Origin of the sequence: Acidithiobacillus sp. (assembly GCF_023256195.1) — a bacterium.
GTDB lineage: Bacteria > Pseudomonadota > Gammaproteobacteria > Acidithiobacillales > Acidithiobacillaceae > Acidithiobacillus_A.
Window position 1 is genome coordinate 12,900 of sequence record NZ_JAGDWX010000011.1, and the last position, 18,493, is coordinate 31,392.

Consider the following 18,493-nt stretch of genomic DNA (forward strand, 5'->3'; position numbering starts at 1 on the left):
CGCCTCAGGGGGCAATCATGCCGTTTTCCAGGTAGGCCGGATCGTAGTCGAAGACGACCTCACGGTCCGGGGCGAGGAGGTCGATGTCCTTGCCGGCATACTCCTGGCGGCTCAGAAAATCCTTGATGAGCTGCAGTCGTGCCGTCTTCTTGTCGTCGCTGTGGACCAAGGTCCAGGGGCAGAGATGGGTGTGACTGCGGGCGAACATGATGTTGCGGGCCTCGCTGTAGTCCTTCCAGTGCTTTAAGGCCTGTTCGTCGATGGGGCTGATCTTCCACTGCTTCAAGGGGTTATCCCGACGTGCCTCGAGTCGCGCCTTCTGCTCCTTTTTGCTGATGTCCAGATAATACTTGCGCAGCAGGATACCGGAGCGGATGAGCATGGATTCGAAGTCGTTCACCTCGGCAAAGAATTCCTCATAATCGCGATCGCTGCAAAAACCCATCACCTTTTCCACGCCGGCACGGTTGTACCAACTGCGGTTGAAGATCACGAATTCCGCCGCCGCCGGCAAATGCGCTACGTAACGCTGGAAGTACCACTGCGTCTGCTCACGGTCCGAGGGTTTGGGGAGGGCTACCACACGGGTCTCCCGTGGGCTCAGGTGGGCGATGATGCGTTTGATGGTACTGTCCTTGCCGGCTCCGTCGCGCCCCTCCAGGATCAAGAGAATGCGTTCGCCGCGCTTGATGATGTGGCGCTGCAACTTGACCAGCTCGATTTGGAGCAGGTGCAAAGTGGCCTTGTACTGGTGCTGGGCTTTGTCGGCGTGTTGGTTCATGGAAGGATCCTTTCAGAAGAGGCTGCGCGCGGCCTTGCCGATGCCTTCGGCGCTCATGGGATGCTGATCGGCAAAGCGCGCCAGATCGTGGGCGCTGAGGCCGCCTTGGATGGCCATGCCGATCTCGCCGATGAGGTGGCCGGCGTCGATGCCGACGACCCAGCCCCCCACCAGGCGCAGACTGCCGGGTTCGAAGAAGAGGCGGATCTCGCCATCCATGCGCTCCAGGATCTGAGCGCGGGAGTCTTCGGCGAAGGCATAACGGCCGCTGACGAGCTCGAGGTTCTCGGCCTGGGCGCGCGCCTCGGTAATGCCGATGGCGGCCGCTGCCGGCAAGGTGAAGATGGTGGTGGGGACATTCACGAAATCGGCATAGTCCATGGGCACATCGCCCCCCAGGATGTTGTGTGCGGCCACCAGGGACTGGCGCACCGCGGCGTGGAAAAGTGGGACCCGTCCATTGACATCGCCGCAGGCGTAGATGTGCGGATGGCGCGTGCGCAGGTCGGGGCCCACGCGGATACCGTGCCGATCCGCGGCAATGTCCAGTTTGTCCAGGCCCTCGGGCAGAACCGGGCGGCGACCCACGGCCAGGACCACGGCGTCGGCGCTGATCTCGCTACTCTTGTCCCCCTGCTGGTAGTGTACGACGCGCTTGCCGTCGGCCGTCGCCGCCAGCGACAGCACCTCTACCCCCAGCAGTAGGTGGATGCGCGGATGCAGGAGCGGTACGAGCTGATCCACCATGCCTGGATCCATGCCCTGAAGTACCTGGCCACCCTTCTGCAAGAGCGTGACCTGGCTGCCCAGGGCGGCAAAAAAGCTGGCCGTTTCCAGGCCGATGTAGCCACCGCCGATGATCACCAGGTGAGCGGGCAGGCTTTTCAGGCTAGGATCGGGTTTATAGAGGTCGTGGCTGGTCAGAGCCAGTTCGGCGCCTGGGATGGTGGGCACGAACACATCGGAGCCGCTGGCGATGAGGATGTGACGGCAACGAAAACGCTCATCCCCTCGTTCGCCATGTACCTGCACGGTGTGCGGATCGAGGAAGCGCGCCACACCCTGGACGAGACGCAGATCGGGTACAGCCGCCAATTCCGCCGCGTGCTGAGCGTAGCGGCGGCTCTGCACCGCATCCTTGTGGGCGACGATGGCGCCGTAGTCCGGGCAGATGCGGCCCGGCAAACCGAGCTGCTGGAACTTTTCCTGATCCAGGTAGAGCGCCGCCGTTTCTCGCACGGCCTTGGAAGGCACGCAGCCTTCGTAAAGACAGTTACCGCTCATCACGCCCTTGGGGTCCACCATGACCACTTTGGCGCCTGCCTTGGCCAGTCGAAAGGCCGCGGGATAAGCGGCGCCGCCGGCGCCGATGGTCAAAAGATCCACTTCCGTATCTGCCATGCCTGTCTTCCTTTGTATGGACTCGATTGAGTATAGCAAGTTTGAGATCTGCCGCTCTTTTTATGCGACGCAAGCTTTCGTGCACCAGTGATAGGTGTCCACCCCGGTCTTTGCTTGCCAAAGGCCTTTGGAACTTGCACTGTGTGAGTCTGGGAAAAAGGTTCTTTGAGCGGACAATGGGTGAAAAAATGGAGAGGATAGCCGGAGCGATCCTGGGGGCTTTGATCGGCGATGCGCTGGCCACGGGCTGTCACTGGTACTACGACATCCCCACCATGCGCCGGGTCTGCGGCGCTTGGGTCAGCGACTACCGACGTCCCGCGCCGGGTCATTATCACGACGGGCTCGAAGCCGGGGAGTGCTCGCAGAGCGGACTGCTGCTGGTGCTCCTCATGGAGTCGCTGCTGGCCAGGAGCGGCTACGAGGAGGAAGACTTCACCCGCCGCCTCGACGAGGAGTTTTTCCCGCAACTGGACGGCAGTCCGCGCCAGGGTCCCGGTGGCTACACCAGCCAGTCCATACGCGAAGCCTGGCGCAAGCGCGTCGTGGAGGGGCGTCCTTGGGGCCAATGCGCCGGCTATGCCGACACCACCGAAGGTGTGGAGCGTGTCATTCCATTGGTGGCCTTGCTGCATGGGGATCTTGCGAAAATGGCGGAGGCAGTGCTCGCGCACGTCGCCTTGACCCAAAAGGACGTCACGGTGCTGGCCATGAGCCTCGCCTACGCCAGTGTCCTGGCCTTGCTCCTGCGCGGCGAGACCTTCGATTCCCGGATCTCGCACCGGCTCATGGCGGCGGTGCAAAGTGGCGCTCTGCCGTTCCATACCGTTACCGGCGGTGATCTGGCGGCGTTGCCAGTGGATGAGCGCCCGCTGCGCCCGGGTGAGATGCCCTCACCCGATGCTCTCCTCACCCCCGGAAACATCGCGGCGGCGGCTCGCGACCCGGCCGTCGTCATCGAGCCGGCCTGGAAGGCAAGCCTCGTCTATGGGATGCCCTGCGCCATCTACCATCAGCTGCCGGCGGTATACTATCTGACGGCACGTTTCCCCGGGGATTACGAGGGCGCGTTGCTGCATGCGGTCAACGGAGGTGGTCAAAACCTGTCCCGCGCCATGCTCACGGGCGCCCTCATGGGCGCTCAGGTAGGCCTCTCCGGCATCCCGGAGCGCTTTCTGCGCGGGCTGCGCGAGGGCGAACGCTATCTGGATATGGCTCGTCGCCTGGCGATGCTTGCCTAGGGCTGTTGCGGTTCGAGCAGTATGTCCAGTTTCAGTCCGCGCGCCTGCAATGCCTGCAACAGCGCGGGCCAGGCCGACTCCAGCTCCGCGGCGGGCCCGCGGATGCTGAGCTCGATACGGCTGTGACCATCGCGGAAGCTGGGTAGACTGGAGAATTCGAGCGCGGGGTGGGCGCGGCAGAAGTCTTCCATCCACAGGACCAGATCACTCTCGCGTACGGCATCCAACAAGGCCCGGCCTTCCACTAGCGCCGTCTGGGCGGGAAAGTAGCGTTCCAGCACCCACTGGCTCATGGGCTCGGCCATCTGGGGGAATCCCGGATAGAAATATCCGCCAGCGATGGCGAAACCGGGGATCTCATTGATGGGGTTGGGGATGAGGGCAGCGCCCTCCGGTAGATCCGCCATACGGATGCGTACCGGCTCAGCTTCTGCGCCGAAGCGCCGGCGGATGATGGCCTCGGCCTCGGGGTGGCGGTGCAGAGGGCGCTCCAGGGCAGCGGCCGCACAGGCGCGGGTCAGATCGTCCGGTGTGGCGCCCAGTCCGCCAAAGGAGAAAAAGGGGATTCCCGTGGTAAAGGCCCAGCGCAGCTGGCTCAGCAGAAGCTCCCAACGATCCGGCACGATGAGGCAGTAGGCCACATCGTAACCGCGTTCGGCCAGCTGATCGCGACTGCGGGCGAAGTGACGGTCCTGGCGTTTGCCCAGAAGGATCTCGCTGCCGATGATCAGCAGCCCTATCTCTGCACGGTGCATGTACCGTCCTCCGGGATCATGGCCAGCAGAGACCGCTCCTGCGGAGGCGGGGACTGCCGCCAGTGGACGCGGTCCCCTTCCAGCTCCAGCGCTCCGCGGCAGAGCCAGGCCAGAGCCAGGGGGTAGAGCCGATGCTCCGCTGCCAGTACCTTGTCGGCGAGGCGCGCTTCGTCATCCTCCGGGTCTACCGGCACTGCTGCCTGGGCGATGATGGGCCCGCCGTCCAGTTCCGCCGTGACGAAATGGACCGTCGCCCCGTGCCAGCACACGCCGGCACGCAAGGCGCGGCTGTGGGTGTGCAGGCCGGTAAAGGCGGGCAGCAGGGAAGGGTGGATATTGACGAGGCGCCCCCGATGGCGGTCCACGAAGCCCGGCGTGAAGGCGCGCATGAATCCTGCCAGCACGATCCAGTCGCTGGGCCAGGTTGCAATGGCCTCGTCCAACGCCGCTTCAAAGTCTTCCCGGCTAGCGAAACTGCGGTGATCCACCACTTGGGTGGGCAGCCCGGCACGGCGAGCGATGGCGAGCCCCGCGGCCTCCGGACGGTTGCTGATGACCCCCGCGATCTGCGCCGGAATCTGGCCACTGACGCAGGCCGCCTGAATCGCCTGGAGATTGCTGCCTCGCCCGGAGATCAGGACGATCAGGCGATCAGTCAAGATAGACTACCCCGTCCGAATCGCCCCGCTCCTGCAGCCGCCCGATGACCCAGGCCGTTTCGCCCGCAGCCGCGAGGCAGGCCAGAGCCCGATCGCGGTCCAGCCAGGGGACGATGGCGACCATGCCGATGCCGAGATTGAAGACGCGCCGCATCTCCCCCAGTTCTACCTGTCCTTGTTCCTGCAGCCAGTGGAAAATGCCGGGCCACTGCCAGGCCTTGGGGTCGATCAGTGCGGCGAGTCCGGCGGGCAGTGAGCGCGGCAGATTCTCGTCGAGGCCGCCGCCGGTGATGTGGGCCAGGGCGTGTACCGGCACGTCCCGGCGCAGAGCCTGGATGCCGCGCACGTAGATGCGGGTAGGCCGCAGCAGCAGGTCCAGCAGATTCTCGCCATCGATCTGCAGGTGCCGGTGGGCGCCCGCCCGTACCAGGATCTCGCGGATGAGGGAGAAGCCGTTGCTGTGCGGACCGGATGAGGCGATACCGATCACGGCATCACCGAGACCGCAACGGCTACCGTCCAGAAGGGCACTGCGTTCGACGATGCCTACGGCAAACCCAGCCAGATCGTAGTGTTCGTTGGGATACATGCCCGGCATCTCTGCCGTTTCGCCGCCCAGGAGCGCGCAGCCGGCTTGATGACAGCCTTCGGCGATGCCGGCAATGACCGTCGCCGCCACCTGTGGGTCCAGCTTGCTGCAGGCGTAATAGTCCAGAAACCAGAGTGGCTCGGCGCCGGATACCAGAATGTCGTTGACGCACATGGCGACGAGGTCGATGCCGATACCCTCGTGCCGCTGCGCCTCCAGCGCCAGGAGCAGCTTGGTACCGACGCCGTCGGTGCCGGAGACGAGCACGGGTTCGCGATAGCCCTGGGGCAGCGCAAACAGCCCGCCGAAGCCGCCGATACCGCCGATGACCTCCGGCCTGTGGGTGGCGGCGGCCAGGCCCTTGATACGATCCACCAGGGCGTTGGCCGCCTCGATGTCGACGCCGGCGTCTCTATAGGAAAGGGGTTTGGGCTGATCCACAGGTGGGTCCTCGATGATCTGCAGGGATGGTAAGCAGCGCGGCCGCGGCTGTCAAAAGTCCCCACGTGAAAAGGGGCGGCCGTGGCCGCCCCGCGCTGCATCCCGAGTCGATCAGGACCGGATGCGACCGGCCCTCGGACCTCAGAAGCGCTTGAAGATCTGTCCGCTCTTGGCGGCCTGGAAGCGCGCCTCGACCACGGGCCAGTGGATGTTCTTGTGCAGAGCGGCCAGGTAGTCGGGCCGACCCAGGGCCTTCCAATCCACCATGTAGGCGTGCTCCCAGACATCCACGACTACCAGCGGGACAAAGCCGCCGATGTTGCCGTCCTCGTGCAACTGCACGAAGTGATTGTTGATCTGCCCCGTGGTGCCGTCGTAGTAGCAGATGGCCCAGCCGATGGCCCGGCTCTTGGCGGCGGCCATCAAATCCTCATGCCAGGCTTCGGCGCTGCCGAACTGTTCCGCTACCGCGGCCTTGAAGTGGGGCGCCTGATCGATATTGCTGCCGGGCTTGAGTTGGGCAAAGTAGTACTCGTGCAAAACCATGCCGTTGTACTCGAAACCGAAGCGACGGCGACGATCGGCGTAGGCGAGCGTCCCGGTCTTGCCGGCGGCGCGCATCTCCTCCAGTTCCTTATGCAGGGCGTTGCTCTGGGTCACGTAGCCTTTGTACAAACCCCAGTGATCGTTGATCTGATCGTCACTGATTCCATCCAGACCACTTGGCTTGAGCTCTTCACGCACAGTGTATTCGGACATTGCCTTCATCTCCTGTCACGGTCATCGAAATGTTGCTCGTTTCGGCCCAAATTGTAGACGGGGCCCGCAGGGCCTGCAAACGACAAGGACATCCGCTGCCCAACGGATAGCTGGGCTGCGCGTGGTCAGCCGCTTTGTTACACTGGCCGGGACGCGGGCAGAAGGGTGCCAGAACGCATGCCCTTGAAGGAGGAAAGGATTCGGTCCGAAGATACGCGAAGGTTCGGCGACGCCGGGACGGTGACCCCTGTGGCCGAACAGTTGCTCCTGCCGCTGGGGCAACTGGGTGCGACGCCGATCTGGCCCTTTTTGCCCCTGGACCGTCAGGAGGTTCTAGCGGTTTTGAGCGACCTTGGCGACAGCGAAGGCGTTTTCCTGCACGGTCCGGCAGCGGTGGGCAAGACCCACCTGCTGCAATGGCTGGCGCTCGCGCGTGGGAGCTGGCACCCCTACCTGGACTGTGCCGAGCTTGTGCCAGAGAGTCTGTGCGCTACCGCGGAGGAGCGCTGGTGCGGCGCCCCCCTCCTGTGCCTCGACAATGTCTCGGCCTGGGCCGGCGACCGGCAGGCGGAAAGCTGGCTCTATCGCATCTACAACGGTCGCCGGGAAAGCGGGCGGCCGACGGTGATGGCGGCGCGGCAGGCTCCGGCAGAGATTGCCTGGAGTCTGCCCGATTGGGCCAGCCGGGCCACGGCCCTGATACCGCTGGCCTTGAGGGCGCCCGATGAAGCGGGAGTTCTGGCCATCCTGCAGCAGTTGGGCGCGCGTCAAGGACTCGTCTGGCCCGATGCCGTGCTCCAGTATCTGCTGCGGCACCAGACGCGGGAGCTGGGCGAACTGCAGGCGCTGCTGGACGATTTTGCCGCCTGGCTGTGGCAAAGGCACGGACGCCCCAGCCTCGCGCGCCTGCGCATGTTCCTTGCCAGTCGGGGTAGCGCGTGAGCGACGCCGGCGATCGCGGCATGCTGCGGCGCAAGGCGGTGGCACGCGCGCTGCGCAGCCGGCCCGGTCAGGCCAGCTGGCAGCGTCTGGCGCTGCGCTTCGCGCGTGCAGGCCACGGTTTCTGGTTAGACGACTGTATCGATCGGGCCTCGCTGCTGGCCTACACCACTCTGCTGGGAGTCGTGCCCTTTGCCGTGGTGGTGTTCAGCCTCTGGAATCTGGTGGGTTTCGACGACAGCCTGCGGAACCAGCTCAACGAACTCGTGCTCAGCAACTTCATGCCCAGCGTCGGGGAAACGGTCCTGGGACAGATCGATCGACTGGCGGCGCGAGGAGTGCAGCTGGGGTATTTCGGGGTGGCCGGTTTGGCGGTGACCGCCATCCTCCTGATCCAGGCCATCGAGCGTCATCTCAATGCCATCTGGGGCGTGAAGCCCAAATGCCGCTGGTGTCGTGTCCTGCGCTATCTCCTGATTCTGGTCTTTGGCCCTTTGGGACTCGCCGCCAGTCTGGTGCTGCTGGGGCCCATAGGGCAGGTGCTACGCTGGTTCGGACCATTGCCCGAAGCTCTGACGGGCCTAACGGCGCTGATCGCCTTCGTGGTGGAGGCAGTGCTTCTGTCACTCGTCTACCTGAGTCTGCCGGCGGCGCGGGTGACGCTGCGCGATGCGCTGCTGGGGGGGTTCGCTGCGGCTCTCCTGCTCAGTTCGGGCAAGTTGTTGCTCAGTCTTTATATACGTTTTTCCACCTTTGAATCGCTCTATGGCGCGCTGGCCGCGTTCCCCATATTCCTGCTCTGGCTATTTCTTGCGTGGTGCGGTGTGCTCTACGGCGCTGAGCTGGCCGCAGCGCGCGAGGGGCGTGCGTCCGCCTCCTGAAGCGCTACACTTTACTTGCCTCCACGCTCTCGCTAATATGCCCGCCTCATGCCTGCGCCAGACTCCGCTAGTCTCATGATTTCGCGCATATCTCCGACGGGTGACCGCCTTGAGGGGGTGCCGCTCGTGCAGGGATGGCAGCGTCTGCAGGCGCTGTGCCTGGGTGTGGACGAGGTCTACGCAGATCTGTCGCTGCGTCGGTGCGGGCAGGGCGTGCTGGCCACGGGGACGATCCGGGTGGCAGTGCGGCTGCGCTGTGAGCGTTGCCAAGGGGAGCTTCCATGGCAGGCGGAGCTCGCGGTGCGGACGGCCCTGGCTGCTTCGGAAGCCGCAGCGACGGCCGTGGACCCGGCGGCGGAGCCGGTGCTCGCCGAGGCCGGTGTAGTGGATGTGCAGGACTGGCTGGAGGAGGAGGTGCTCCTTTCCCTGCCGCTCCTGCCGCGCTGTGAGCAGTGGTCCGGTGGTCGTTGTCCAGTATCGGGCGTGACCGTCGAGCCCTTGGAATTCAAGCACGAACATTTGTCTGGAGAATAGAGATGGCCGTTCCACAGAGTAAAACCTCCAAGTCCCGGCGCAACATGCGGCGCGCCCACGATTTTCTGGTGGTGACGAATCGCTCCACCTGTGCCAACTGCGGTGCTGCCAAGCTGCCGCACCACGTCTGTCCCGAGTGTGGTCACTACAAGGGCCGCGAGGTAGTACGCAAGGCCGTCGAGGCCTGATCACCCGGTGCGTCGAGGGGATCGATCTTGACGCGGATTGCGGTGGATGCCATGAGCGGGGACTCGGGTCCGCGCACGGTGGTGCGCGCCCTTGCCGGTCTCATCAAGGACCACGCCGACGTGGAGTTTCAGTTGGTGGGCGATGAAGCCATCCTGCGGCGTGAGATTTCGCGTTCGCGGCTGAAAGGCTCAACACAGATCGAGGTCTGCCCGGCGACCCAGGTCATCGCCATGAACGAGTCTCCCGCTCAGGCCCTGCGCAGCAAGCGCGACTCCTCCATGCACGTGGCCATCAACCGTCTCCGTGCCGGTGAGGCCGATGCGGTGGTCAGCGCTGGCAATACCGGCGCGCTGATGGCTATGGGCAAGGTGTTTCTGCGCACGATCCCCGGCGTCGATCGTCCCGCCATCGCCACCTTTCTGCCCTCCCAGAACGGCCGGGTGCTGATGCTGGACCTGGGTGCCAATGTCGACTGCCATGCCGAGCATCTGCTGCAGTTTGCGGTCATGGGTTCGGTCCTCTTCCAGCAGGTCACGGGCACGGCGGCGCCGCGCGTGGGCCTGCTCAATATCGGCTCCGAGGAGATCAAGGGGAACGAGCTGGTCAAGGCGGCGGCGGCATTGCTGCGCGCGAGCCACCTGAACTTCATCGGCAATGTCGAGGGTTCCGATATCTATGCGGGTCACTGTGACGTGGTAGTCTGCGATGGTTTTGTGGGCAATGTGGCGCTGAAGACCTCCGAAGGTCTGGCTGCCATGATCCGCAACGAGCTGCGCCACATGTATTCGGGCAGCCTCTACGGGCGACTGGCCTACCTCGTCAATCGGCCTATCCTGCAGAAGCTGCGTCGCCGCCTGGATTCGCGGCAGTACAATGGCGCGACCCTCATCGGTCTCAACGGCATCGTCATCAAGAGTCACGGTAATGCCGATCGCTATGCCTTCGCCCGGGCGGTGGAGGTGGCCATCGCCGAAGCCCGGCAGGGCCTGACCACCGAGATCGCCAAGGTCATCCAGGAGGGATTGGCTCAGGCCATCCGCAGCAGCGCGTGACACCCTTATACAGCCGTCTGTGTGGAACCGGCTCCTATCTCCCGGAGCGGGTGCTCGGCAATGACGAGATCAGCCAGAGAGTGGATACCAGCGACGAGTGGATCGTGGCACGCACCGGTATCCGGAGCCGCCACATCGCAGCGGCGGACGAGGGCGTGGTGGACATGGCGACGGTAGCAGCTCAGCGCGCCCTGGAGGCGGCTGGACTGGCGGCGGATGCGCTGGATCTCATCGTTGTGGCGACGACGACGCCGGATCAGATCTTTCCCAGCACCGCCTGTCTGCTGCAGAGTCGTCTCGGTAATCGAGGTGCGGCCGCCTTCGACCTGCAGGCTGTATGCACGGGATTCATCTACGCCCTGGCCACAGCGGATCGCTTCATCCGTAGTCAGGGTGCGCGGCACGCCCTGGTGGTGGGGGTCGAGAAGATGTCGCGCATCGTCGACTGGGACGATCGCAGTACCTGCATCCTCTTCGGCGATGGCGCCGGAGCCGTGGTGCTGTCGGCCAGCAGCAAACCCGGCATCCTGTCCACCCACCTGCATGCCGACGGCCGTTACGCCGACCTGCTGCAGGTGCCGGCAGCCGCCGATACGCTCACGATGCAGGGCAATGCCGTGTTCCGCATGGCCGTACGCACTTTGGGAGAAATCGTTCAGGAGACCCTCGCCGCCAATGGTCTGGAGGGCAAGGATATCGACTGGCTGGTGCCGCATCAGGCCAATATCCGCATCATTCAGGCCACGGCCGAAAAGCTGGGTCTGCCCATGGAGCGGGTAGTGACGACGGTCGCGCACCACGGCAATGTGTCGGCGGCATCGGTGCCTCTGGCCCTGGACGATGCGGCTCGGCGTCAATGCTTTCGGCCTGGGCAGCATCTTTTGCTGGAGGCCTTTGGCGGTGGCTTTACTTGGGGTTCGGCTTTGTTGCGCTGGCTTTAGCCCGCCTGCGCCAACGCTAGATGTGAGGAGGTGGTCTTGCTCGGTTCCGTTGCCTTCGTCTTTCCAGGTCAGGGTTCCCAGTCCCAGGGGATGCTCGCCGACCTGGAATCGTCTCACCCTCTGGTCGGAGAACTCTTCGCCGAGGCTTCCGATCTCCTGCACGAAGATCTCTGGAGGCTGGTGCAGGATGGCCCGGTAGAGCGCCTCCAGCAGACCCAGTGGACCCAGCCCGTCATGCTGGTAGCCGGCTTTGCCGTGTATCGGGTGTGGGAAGAGGAGGGTGGCGCGAGTCCGGATTTCCTGGCCGGACACTCGCTGGGCGAGTACACCGCGCTGGTGGCCGCCGATGCCCTGGATTTTGCCGCGGCCGTGCAACTGGTGGCCACCCGCGGGCGCCTGATGCAGGCGGCAGTACCCGAGGGGCAGGGGGCCATGGCTGCGCTGATCGGACTTGCCGATGAGGACGTGCGCGCCCTGTGCCAGGAGCTGGCGCAAGGAGCGGTGCTGGCGGCCGCCAACTTCAATGCGCCGGGACAGGTGGTGGTGGCCGGTGAGAAGGCGGCGGTGGAGCGCCTGGTGGAGGCGGCGCGCGGCGCCGGCGCCAAGCGGGTCGTGGTGCTGCCCGTCAGTGTACCCAGTCACTGCGCCCTGATGGCGCCGGCCCAGGATGCCTTTCGCGAGGCCCTGGAAGCCGTGGAATTCCGCGCGCCCAAAACGATGGTCGTGCACAATGCCGACGTCCAGAGCTACAGCAGTCCCGCCGCCATCCGCGACGCCCTGCTGCGGCAACTGACGGCGCCGGTGCGCTGGACCGAGACCATCCGCTTCCTCGCGCGCCAGGGTGCGACGACCTTTGTGGAGATGGGACCCGGTCGGGTGCTATCCGGGCTCGGTAAACGTATCGAGCCCAGTCTCACCATGGTACACGTCGAGGATCCCAAGAGCCTGAGGGCTACGCTGGAGTTGCTGGGATGAGCGCGACGACGGATCTGCAGGGGCGGCTTGCCCTGGTGACCGGTGCCAGTCGCGGCATTGGCGCCGCCATTGCCGAGCGGCTGTGGGCACGGCTACCAGCGCTGCCGGCGCCGAGGCCATCACCGCGCGGCTGGGCGATCAGGGCGGGGTAGGCATGGTTCTGGATGTGACCGACGATGCCGCCATGGATGCCGTCGTGCGCGATATCGCGGCCCAGCTAGGTACTGTGGACATCCTCGTCAACAACGCGGGTATCACCCGCGATCAACTACTGCTGCGTATGAAGGACGAGGACTGGGACCGGGTCCTGGATACCAATCTGCGCGCGGTCTATCGTCTCAGCCGTCTGTGTCTGCGCGGCATGCTCAAGGCCCAGTACGGGCGCATCATCCACATCACTTCGGTGGTGGGAAGCATGGGCAATCCCGGGCAGAGTAACTACGCCGCGGCCAAGGCCGGTGTGGCGGGCTTTACGCGGGCGCTGGCGCGAGAGGTGGCGGCGCGTGGCATCACCGTCAACTGTGTGGCACCGGGCTTCATCGAGACGGACATGACCGCCCAGCTGTCAGCGGCGCAACGGGAGGCGCTGCTGGCGCAAATCCCTGCCGCGCGGCTCGGACAGGCCGAGGAGGTGGCCCACGCGGTCGCCTGGCTGGCCGGGCCGCAGACGGGGTACATCACCGGCCAGAGCCTGCATATCAACGGTGGTCTGTGGATGGAATGAAGCCCATAACGGACCTTTTTACCTTTACAGGACCGCGCTCGCTGTGGTCCAATCTGGCGGAAAATAACTTTCACCAACAGAGGAGCTTCTCCCATGGATGATGTGGCAGCACGTGTCAAGAAAGTGGTCGTGGAACAGCTGGGCGTCAATGAGGACGAGGTTACCAACGAAGCCTCCTTCGTCGACGATTTGGGCGCCGATTCCCTGGATACGGTGGAACTGGTGATGGCCCTGGAAGAAGAATTCGACTGCGAGATTCCGGACGAAGAAGCCGAAAAGATTGCCACCGTGCAGCAGGCCATCGACTACATCAGCGCCCATCTGCCCAAGCAAGACGCTTGAGGTGAATGGCATCATCGATCCTTGTCGGGAGAGCTTCCCTTGAAAAGACGGGTTGTCGTCACCGGTCTCGGCATCGTTTCTCCGGTGGGTATCGGCGTGCGGCAGGCCTGGGACAACATCGTCGCCGGACGCAGCGGCATTGCCCGGGTCACGCGCATCGATCCTTCGCCCTATGCCTCGCAGATTGCCGGTGAGGTCAAGGGCTTCGATGTGGGGCAATATCTGCCGGTCAAAGAGGCTCGCAAGATGGAGCCTTTCATCCACTATGGAATGGTGGCGGCCATGGAGGCTGTGGAAGATGCCGCCTTGCAGATCGATGCGCGGATTGCCGAACGGGTAGGTGTGTCCATCGGCTCGGGAATCGGTGGTCTGCCTGGTATCGAAGCCGAGCACCAGGTGGTCATGGAAAGTGGTCCCCGGCGGATTTCTCCCTTCTTCATCCCGCGCTGCATCATCAATATGGTGTCGGGACACGTCTCTATTCTCTATGGCGCCAAGGGTCCCAATATCGCCATGGCGACGGCCTGCTCGACGGCGACCCACTCCATCGGTGAGGCGGCGCGTCTCATCGAATACGGCGACGCCGACGTGATGATCGCCGGAGGTGCCGAGGCGGCCATCAGTCCTTTGGGCCTGGGCGGTTTCTCAGCGGCGCGGGCGCTCTCTACCCGCAACGATGATCCGGAGGCGGCCAGTCGTCCCTGGGACAAGGATCGCGACGGCTTCGTCCTCGCCGAGGGAGCGGGCGTGCTGGTGCTCGAGGAACGCGAGTTCGCGCTGCGTCGGGGAGCACGGATCTATGCGGAGCTGGCGGGCTACGGCATGAGTGCCGATGCCTACCACATGACCCAGCCTGTGGCCAACGGTGAGGGCGCGGCCCGTTGCATGCGTGCCGCCCTGCGCAATGCCGGCGCCGAGCCGGCCGAAGTGGGTTATATCAACGCCCACGGCACCTCGACTCCGCTTGGCGATCTGGCCGAGACGCAGGCGGTACACGCCGTGTTTGGCGAACATACCAAGAGCGTTGCCGTCAGTTCCACAAAATCCATGACGGGACACCTGTTGGGTGCGGCGGGTGGGATCGAGGCGGTGTTTACCGTGCTTGCCCTGCACCATGGCATTCTCCCGCCCACCATCAACCTGCACGAGCCGGACGAAGGCTGCGATCTGGATTACGTGCCGCTGGTGGCGCGGCATCGGCAGGTGGAACTTGCCCTCAGCAACTCCTTCGGTTTTGGCGGGACCAACAGCACCTTGGTGCTGCGGCGCCATCGCGACTGAGGTTCCGGTGACTCCTCTTCTGGTCCTGGAAGAGGGGCAAATCGTGACGAGTCCAGAGGCCTTGCAGTCGGGTTGCGCGGCTTCCCGGGCGGCGGCCTACGGCGATGGACTCTTCGAAACCATCGCCGTCGTCGATGGCCGCCCGCTCTTTTGGCGCAGGCACCTGCGACGTATGGCCCAAGGCTCTGCGATACTCGGGCTGGAGTTCCCGGAGCGTGGCTTCTGGGCGACAGCCTGGCGGCGCCTGCGGCAGGCCCTCGCCGCGCAGCACTGGCCGCGGCGTTGTGTACTCAAGCTGAGCCTGGCGCGGCGGGAAGGGCGCGGCTACTGGACGCCAGCTCGCTCCACTGGGCACGCCAGCCTGAGCCTGTGGGAGTGGCCCCAGCGGCCCGCCCAGCTCTGGCGCGAGGGTATCGTCGTCGGACCCTGTCCGGTGCCTCTACAGACGGGAGCACCTTACCTCACCGTGAAAAGTCTCAATCGACTCAATCAGATCATGGCGCGGCGCGCCTGTCCGGCGGAATGGGACGAGGCCTGGCTCTGCGATGCCCGGGGCGGTCTGCGCGAGGGCATCCTGGCGAATCTGCTCTGGCGTCGCGCCGATACCGTCTTCACCCCCGAACTCCGGGACGGTGGCATCCCTGGCGTGCAGAGGGATGTGGTGATGAGCTCTCTGCAGCGGCGCGGCTGGTCGCTGCAGTATACGCAGGTGGGAGCGGAGGCCCTGGCCGATGCCGATGAGATTTTTTTCTGCAACTCCCTGATCGGGGTCTGGGCGGTGCGCGACTGCGCGGGTCGGAAGCTTCCCGGAGCACAGGGCGCGCTGGCCCGGCAATTGCTGTCCTGGCACCGGGATCTGGGTCTGGGGGCAACGTGGGCAGAGTGACCCGCGCGCTTCTGAAAGCCCTGCTGCTGCTCGTGATTTTGCTGGTGGGCGACTTCCTCTACGCCCTGTACTGGCCGCGCACTTTGGCGCCCACCGAGGTGGTGATCTTCCGCGGCAGCGGTGCTGACACGGTTTTTGCCCAGCTGGAAAAAGCACAGGTATTGGCACAGCCCTGGATGTTCCGCTTCGCCTGGGTTCTGCGGGGGCGCCCAGCGCTGCACGCGGGACTGTACCGTTTTCAAGGACGCGTGCGAGGCCTGTCCATTCTCCAAGACCTGGTGACAGGCCGTTCTCTTCCTCTCAATCTCACCATCGTGCCCGGCAGTCGCCTGCAGCAGATCTACGACCTTGCCCAACGGGCACCCTACCTGGACTGGCACGAGCTGCCGCCGCGCCGCGAGCTTGTCGTCCTACTGCGGCAGGCGGGCTGGCGGGCGCATTCGGCCGAGGGCCTCCTGTTGCCGGACAGCTATCGCTATGTACCGGGCGATCCGGCTACGGCGGTGCTGTTGCGCGCGGCCCGCGGGATGCATCGGGAGCTCGATCGTCTGTGGGCGAGTCGCGCGCCGAATCTGCCACTGCACACTCCTTACCAGGCCTTGATCCTCGCATCCATTGTCCAGAAGGAGGGTGCTCCCGCATCACAGCAGGAACGGATAGCCGCCGTCTTCCTCAATCGGCTGCGACGGGGCATGCCCCTACAGTCGGACCCCACGGTAATCTACGCGTTGGGTGACGCCTATCAAGGCAAGCTGACTTCCGCCGACATGCGGGTGGCCAGTCCCTACAATACCTACCTGCACCCGGGTCTACCGCCCGCACCCATCTCCATGCCGGGTCTCCAGGCCCTGAAAGCGGTCCTGCATCCGGCGCACACCGACGATCTTTATTTCATTGCCAAGGACGGCCAGTATCACTACTCGCGGGACTATGCGGAACATCTGCAGCAGATCCGCCGCTATCTGCAGGGAAAGGGTGCTGCCGGTGGCTGAGACGAGGATGGCCAGGGGACCAGGCTTTTTTTTAACGCTGGAGGGGATCGAAGGTGCCGGCAAAAGTACATCGCTGGCCTTCCTGCAGCGCTATTGCACAGGACTTGGATGGTCCGTGGAGACCACCCGGGAGCCCGGTGGCGGACCCCTGGGCGAGGCTCTGCGCGCCATCTTTCTCGACCCCGGGCTCGATCTCAGTGTCGAGGAAGAATTGCTGCTGCTCTATGCTGGCCGGCACGAGCATCTGCGCCGAAAGATCCTGCCGGCTCTGCAGCGCGGTGCCTTGGTTCTCTGCGACCGCTTTGAGGATTCCACCTTCGCCTACCAAGGCGGCGGGCGGTCCTTTCCCATCGAACGCATCGAGACGCTGTCCCGATGGACGAAGCTGCCGCGCGCTCCGGACCTGACCTTGTGGTTTGACTTGGATCCGGCCCTGGGCGCGGAGCGGATCCGCGCCCGCCATCCGGATCGTCTGGAGCGGGAATCGCAGGAGTTCTTTGCTCGGGCCCGGCGTATCTTTGCCGCGCGCATGGCTGCCGAACCCCAACGCTTCTGGCGGATCGATGCCAGTGTCTCGCTGGCGGAGGTGGAGGACCAGTTGATGGTGGCTCTGGCCGCTCGCTTGCCGAGTCCGGGCCGTGGTTGAGCCAGTGGCGCTCCCCATTGCCTACGCTCGCCACGGGCAGCTCCTGAGGCAGATGCTCGCGCGCGGACTGCCCCAGTCGATGTTGGCGCAGGGACACCCCGACAGCTTCCTTCCCAAGATCCTGGAGGATTTTGAAGCGGCAGCCTTGTGCCTCGAGCCGGGTTCGGATCAGTCTGCCTGTGGTCGGTGTCGCTCCTGCCGCTTGCTGATGCATGGACAGCACCCGGATTATCGGCGGGTAGCGTCGCTGGAGGACAAGGATATCGGTATCGATGCGGTGCGTGAGGCGCTGGAGTTTCTGTCCTATCGTCCGCAGCTCGGTTCCCGTCGCTGGCTGCGCGTGGATTCAGCCGAGCGTCTCACCCTAGCCGCCGCCAATGCCCTGCTGAAGGGGCTGGAAGAGCCGGCGCCGCTGGCGCATCTTCTGCTGAGCTCGATCGCGCCCGCCCGGCTCCTGCCCACCATTCGTTCCCGCTGCCTGCGCCTGCCTGCCATGCCCAAGGATCTCCCGGCCTGCCGTGCCTGGCTCGTCGAGCAGGGCGTGCCCGAAGCGGAGGCGTCGCAACTGATCCAGTTCTGTGGCGACAGACCGCTGCTGGCGATCCGCCTGCACGCGCAGGACTGGCTGGGCCAGCGGCGCGCGGCCCTGGAAAAACTTCTGGAACTGCGGCGGCGTCCCCAGCCCCAGGTTCTTTTCCGCTTGGTCGACCAGTGGAGCAAGAGCGAGCTCTTGCCCTCCTACCGCGAACTCATGCTCAGCATCTACGGGGATATGTTGGCTCTGCTCCAGGGTCTGGACAAGATCCGCAATGTCGACTATATCCAAGGACTAAGGGACGCAGCGACGCACTGGTCGGTGTCCCAGATCTGGACCGAGTTGCAGGGCTGGCTGTCGCTGGAGCAAGAACAAAGGCAGCATCTCCAGATCCAATATGTTCTGGAAGACCGTCTCTGGCACTGGGCGAGCAATGGGCAAGGGGGTGGTCATGGACGGCATGGGTGAGGGTACCGGGGCAAGGGCCCTGTCCGTGGTGCTACGCGATGCTGCCTCGGTGCAGCGCTACTTCATGCCCCGCATTCGCGGTGGCGGTGTCTTGGTGGAGACGCCGAATCTGCTGCCCATGGGTACCGAGGTGCTGCTCATGATCAGCCTTCCGGATAATCAGCCCCGAGCACCGGTGACGGGCCGAGTGGTATGGGTGATGCCCAAGGACAACCGCGATGGCTATCCAGCGGCCATGGGTATCCGTTTCATGAACGACCGTTCGGGCGTGCTGACGCGTATCCAGAATATCCTCTCTGGCCTTCCGGACTATGCCGGCCCCATACTGACCTTCTAAAACCTGGCCGGCCCATGAGGCTTGCTACCGCGGCGGTCCTGCATTACTGTAAGCACCTCTTGGAGAGGTACCGAAGTGGCCATAACGGCGCCGACTCGAAATCGGATGGGGAGCAATCCCACGTGGGTTCGAATCCCACCCTCTC

General features: G+C 64.6%; 21 protein-coding genes and 1 pseudogene. 16 read left to right on the forward strand and 6 right to left on the reverse strand.

Going from position 1 to position 18,493, the window contains the following annotated elements; genetic code table 11:
* Positions 1 to 4 precede the first annotated feature (4 nt).
* Positions 5 to 781: a polyphosphate kinase 2 gene (gene ppk2 / locus Q0C23_RS01755; RefSeq protein WP_291510659.1), complete on the reverse strand. Its 777-nt coding sequence runs from the start codon at positions 779 to 781 to the stop codon at positions 5 to 7.
* A 12-nt stretch (positions 782 to 793) separates the two neighbouring features.
* The gene (locus Q0C23_RS01760; RefSeq protein ID WP_291510660.1) at positions 794 to 2,182 is read right to left on the reverse strand and encodes a dihydrolipoyl dehydrogenase; all 1,389 of its coding nucleotides are present in this window, start codon (positions 2,180 to 2,182) and stop codon (positions 794 to 796) included.
* Between the two features lie 176 nt (positions 2,183 to 2,358).
* On the opposite strand from Q0C23_RS01760, the gene Q0C23_RS01765 reads away from it, so the two are divergent.
* The gene (locus tag Q0C23_RS01765) at positions 2,359 to 3,423 is read left to right on the forward strand and encodes an ADP-ribosylglycohydrolase family protein (RefSeq protein ID WP_291510661.1); all 1,065 of its coding nucleotides are present in this window, start codon (positions 2,359 to 2,361) and stop codon (positions 3,421 to 3,423) included.
* Here the strand turns inward: Q0C23_RS01765 and Q0C23_RS01770 are convergent.
* The 4 genes from Q0C23_RS01770 to Q0C23_RS01785 all read right to left on the reverse strand — a co-directional run bounded on the left by Q0C23_RS01770 (position 3,420) and on the right by Q0C23_RS01785 (position 6,626).
* Positions 3,420 to 4,178, reverse strand: a complete 759-nt coding sequence (locus Q0C23_RS01770) for a molybdopterin-binding protein (protein WP_291510662.1) — start codon at positions 4,176 to 4,178, stop codon at positions 3,420 to 3,422. The genes Q0C23_RS01765 and Q0C23_RS01770 overlap by 4 nt on opposite strands.
* Positions 4,160 to 4,837, reverse strand: a complete 678-nt coding sequence (gene purN / locus Q0C23_RS01775) for a phosphoribosylglycinamide formyltransferase (RefSeq protein ID WP_291510663.1) — start codon at positions 4,835 to 4,837, stop codon at positions 4,160 to 4,162. The genes Q0C23_RS01770 and purN overlap by 19 nt, the downstream gene beginning before the upstream one ends.
* Positions 4,830 to 5,867 carry a phosphoribosylformylglycinamidine cyclo-ligase gene (gene purM, locus Q0C23_RS01780; protein ID WP_291510664.1) on the reverse strand — a complete coding sequence of 346 codons (1,038 nt, stop codon included), beginning with the start codon at positions 5,865 to 5,867 and terminating at the stop codon, positions 4,830 to 4,832. Before purM ends, purN begins: the two co-directional genes overlap by 8 nt.
* Before the next feature lie 141 nt (positions 5,868 to 6,008).
* Entirely contained in the window at positions 6,009 to 6,626 is a 618-nt protein-coding gene (locus Q0C23_RS01785; protein WP_291510665.1) for a Fe-Mn family superoxide dismutase, read from the reverse strand.
* 249 nt (positions 6,627 to 6,875) lie between these two features.
* On the opposite strand from Q0C23_RS01785, the gene Q0C23_RS01790 reads away from it, so the two are divergent.
* The 15 genes and pseudogenes from Q0C23_RS01790 (at position 6,876) to Q0C23_RS01860 (ending at position 18,348) form a co-directional block, all read left to right on the forward strand.
* Complete coding sequence (locus tag Q0C23_RS01790; RefSeq protein WP_291510666.1) at positions 6,876 to 7,568, forward strand: DnaA/Hda family protein; 693 nt, start codon at positions 6,876 to 6,878, stop codon at positions 7,566 to 7,568.
* A complete protein-coding gene (locus Q0C23_RS01795; RefSeq protein WP_291510667.1) occupies positions 7,565 to 8,446 on the forward strand; it encodes a YihY/virulence factor BrkB family protein in 882 nt (293 codons plus the stop codon). The genes Q0C23_RS01790 and Q0C23_RS01795 overlap by 4 nt, the downstream gene beginning before the upstream one ends.
* A 126-nt stretch (positions 8,447 to 8,572) precedes the next feature.
* Positions 8,573 to 8,980: a YceD family protein gene (locus Q0C23_RS01800; protein WP_291510668.1), complete on the forward strand. Its 408-nt coding sequence runs from the start codon at positions 8,573 to 8,575 to the stop codon at positions 8,978 to 8,980.
* A 2-nt stretch (positions 8,981 to 8,982) separates the two neighbouring features.
* Positions 8,983 to 9,168 carry a 50S ribosomal protein L32 gene (rpmF, locus tag Q0C23_RS01805; protein WP_291510669.1) on the forward strand — a complete coding sequence of 62 codons (186 nt, stop codon included), beginning with the start codon at positions 8,983 to 8,985 and terminating at the stop codon, positions 9,166 to 9,168.
* A gap of 27 nt (positions 9,169 to 9,195) precedes the next feature.
* Positions 9,196 to 10,221, forward strand: coding sequence for a phosphate acyltransferase PlsX (plsX, locus tag Q0C23_RS01810; protein ID WP_291510670.1), 1,026 nt, complete (start codon positions 9,196 to 9,198; stop codon positions 10,219 to 10,221).
* The gene (locus tag Q0C23_RS01815) at positions 10,218 to 11,162 is read left to right on the forward strand and encodes a beta-ketoacyl-ACP synthase III (protein ID WP_291510671.1); all 945 of its coding nucleotides are present in this window, start codon (positions 10,218 to 10,220) and stop codon (positions 11,160 to 11,162) included. Before plsX ends, Q0C23_RS01815 begins: the two co-directional genes overlap by 4 nt.
* Positions 11,163 to 11,198: 36 nt before the next feature.
* Positions 11,199 to 12,137, forward strand: a complete 939-nt coding sequence (fabD, locus tag Q0C23_RS01820) for an ACP S-malonyltransferase (RefSeq protein ID WP_367273167.1) — start codon at positions 11,199 to 11,201, stop codon at positions 12,135 to 12,137.
* A pseudogene (gene fabG / locus Q0C23_RS01825) lies at positions 12,134 to 12,861 on the forward strand (3-oxoacyl-ACP reductase FabG). Before fabD ends, fabG begins: the two are co-directional and overlap by 4 nt.
* 93 nt (positions 12,862 to 12,954) lie before the next feature.
* Positions 12,955 to 13,203, forward strand: a complete 249-nt coding sequence (gene acpP, locus Q0C23_RS01830; RefSeq protein WP_004871455.1) for an acyl carrier protein — start codon at positions 12,955 to 12,957, stop codon at positions 13,201 to 13,203.
* A 39-nt stretch (positions 13,204 to 13,242) separates the two neighbouring features.
* Entirely contained in the window at positions 13,243 to 14,484 is a 1,242-nt protein-coding gene (gene fabF, locus Q0C23_RS01835; RefSeq protein ID WP_291510673.1) for a beta-ketoacyl-ACP synthase II, read from the forward strand.
* Positions 14,485 to 14,527: 43 nt separating this feature from the next.
* A complete protein-coding gene (gene pabC / locus Q0C23_RS01840; protein WP_291510674.1) occupies positions 14,528 to 15,370 on the forward strand; it encodes an aminodeoxychorismate lyase in 843 nt (280 codons plus the stop codon).
* On the forward strand, positions 15,358 to 16,362 hold the full coding sequence (mltG, locus tag Q0C23_RS01845; protein ID WP_291510675.1) for an endolytic transglycosylase MltG: 1,005 nt from the start codon (positions 15,358 to 15,360) through the stop codon (positions 16,360 to 16,362). The genes pabC and mltG overlap by 13 nt, the downstream gene beginning before the upstream one ends.
* 7 nt (positions 16,363 to 16,369) lie before the next feature.
* Entirely contained in the window at positions 16,370 to 17,008 is a 639-nt protein-coding gene (gene tmk, locus Q0C23_RS01850; protein WP_291510676.1) for a dTMP kinase, read from the forward strand.
* A complete protein-coding gene (locus Q0C23_RS01855; RefSeq protein WP_291510677.1) occupies positions 17,001 to 18,011 on the forward strand; it encodes a DNA polymerase III subunit delta' in 1,011 nt (336 codons plus the stop codon). Before tmk ends, Q0C23_RS01855 begins: the two co-directional genes overlap by 8 nt.
* A complete protein-coding gene (locus Q0C23_RS01860; RefSeq protein WP_291510678.1) occupies positions 17,995 to 18,348 on the forward strand; it encodes a PilZ domain-containing protein in 354 nt (117 codons plus the stop codon). Before Q0C23_RS01855 ends, Q0C23_RS01860 begins: the two co-directional genes overlap by 17 nt.
* The last annotated feature ends 145 nt before the right edge of the window (positions 18,349 to 18,493 follow it).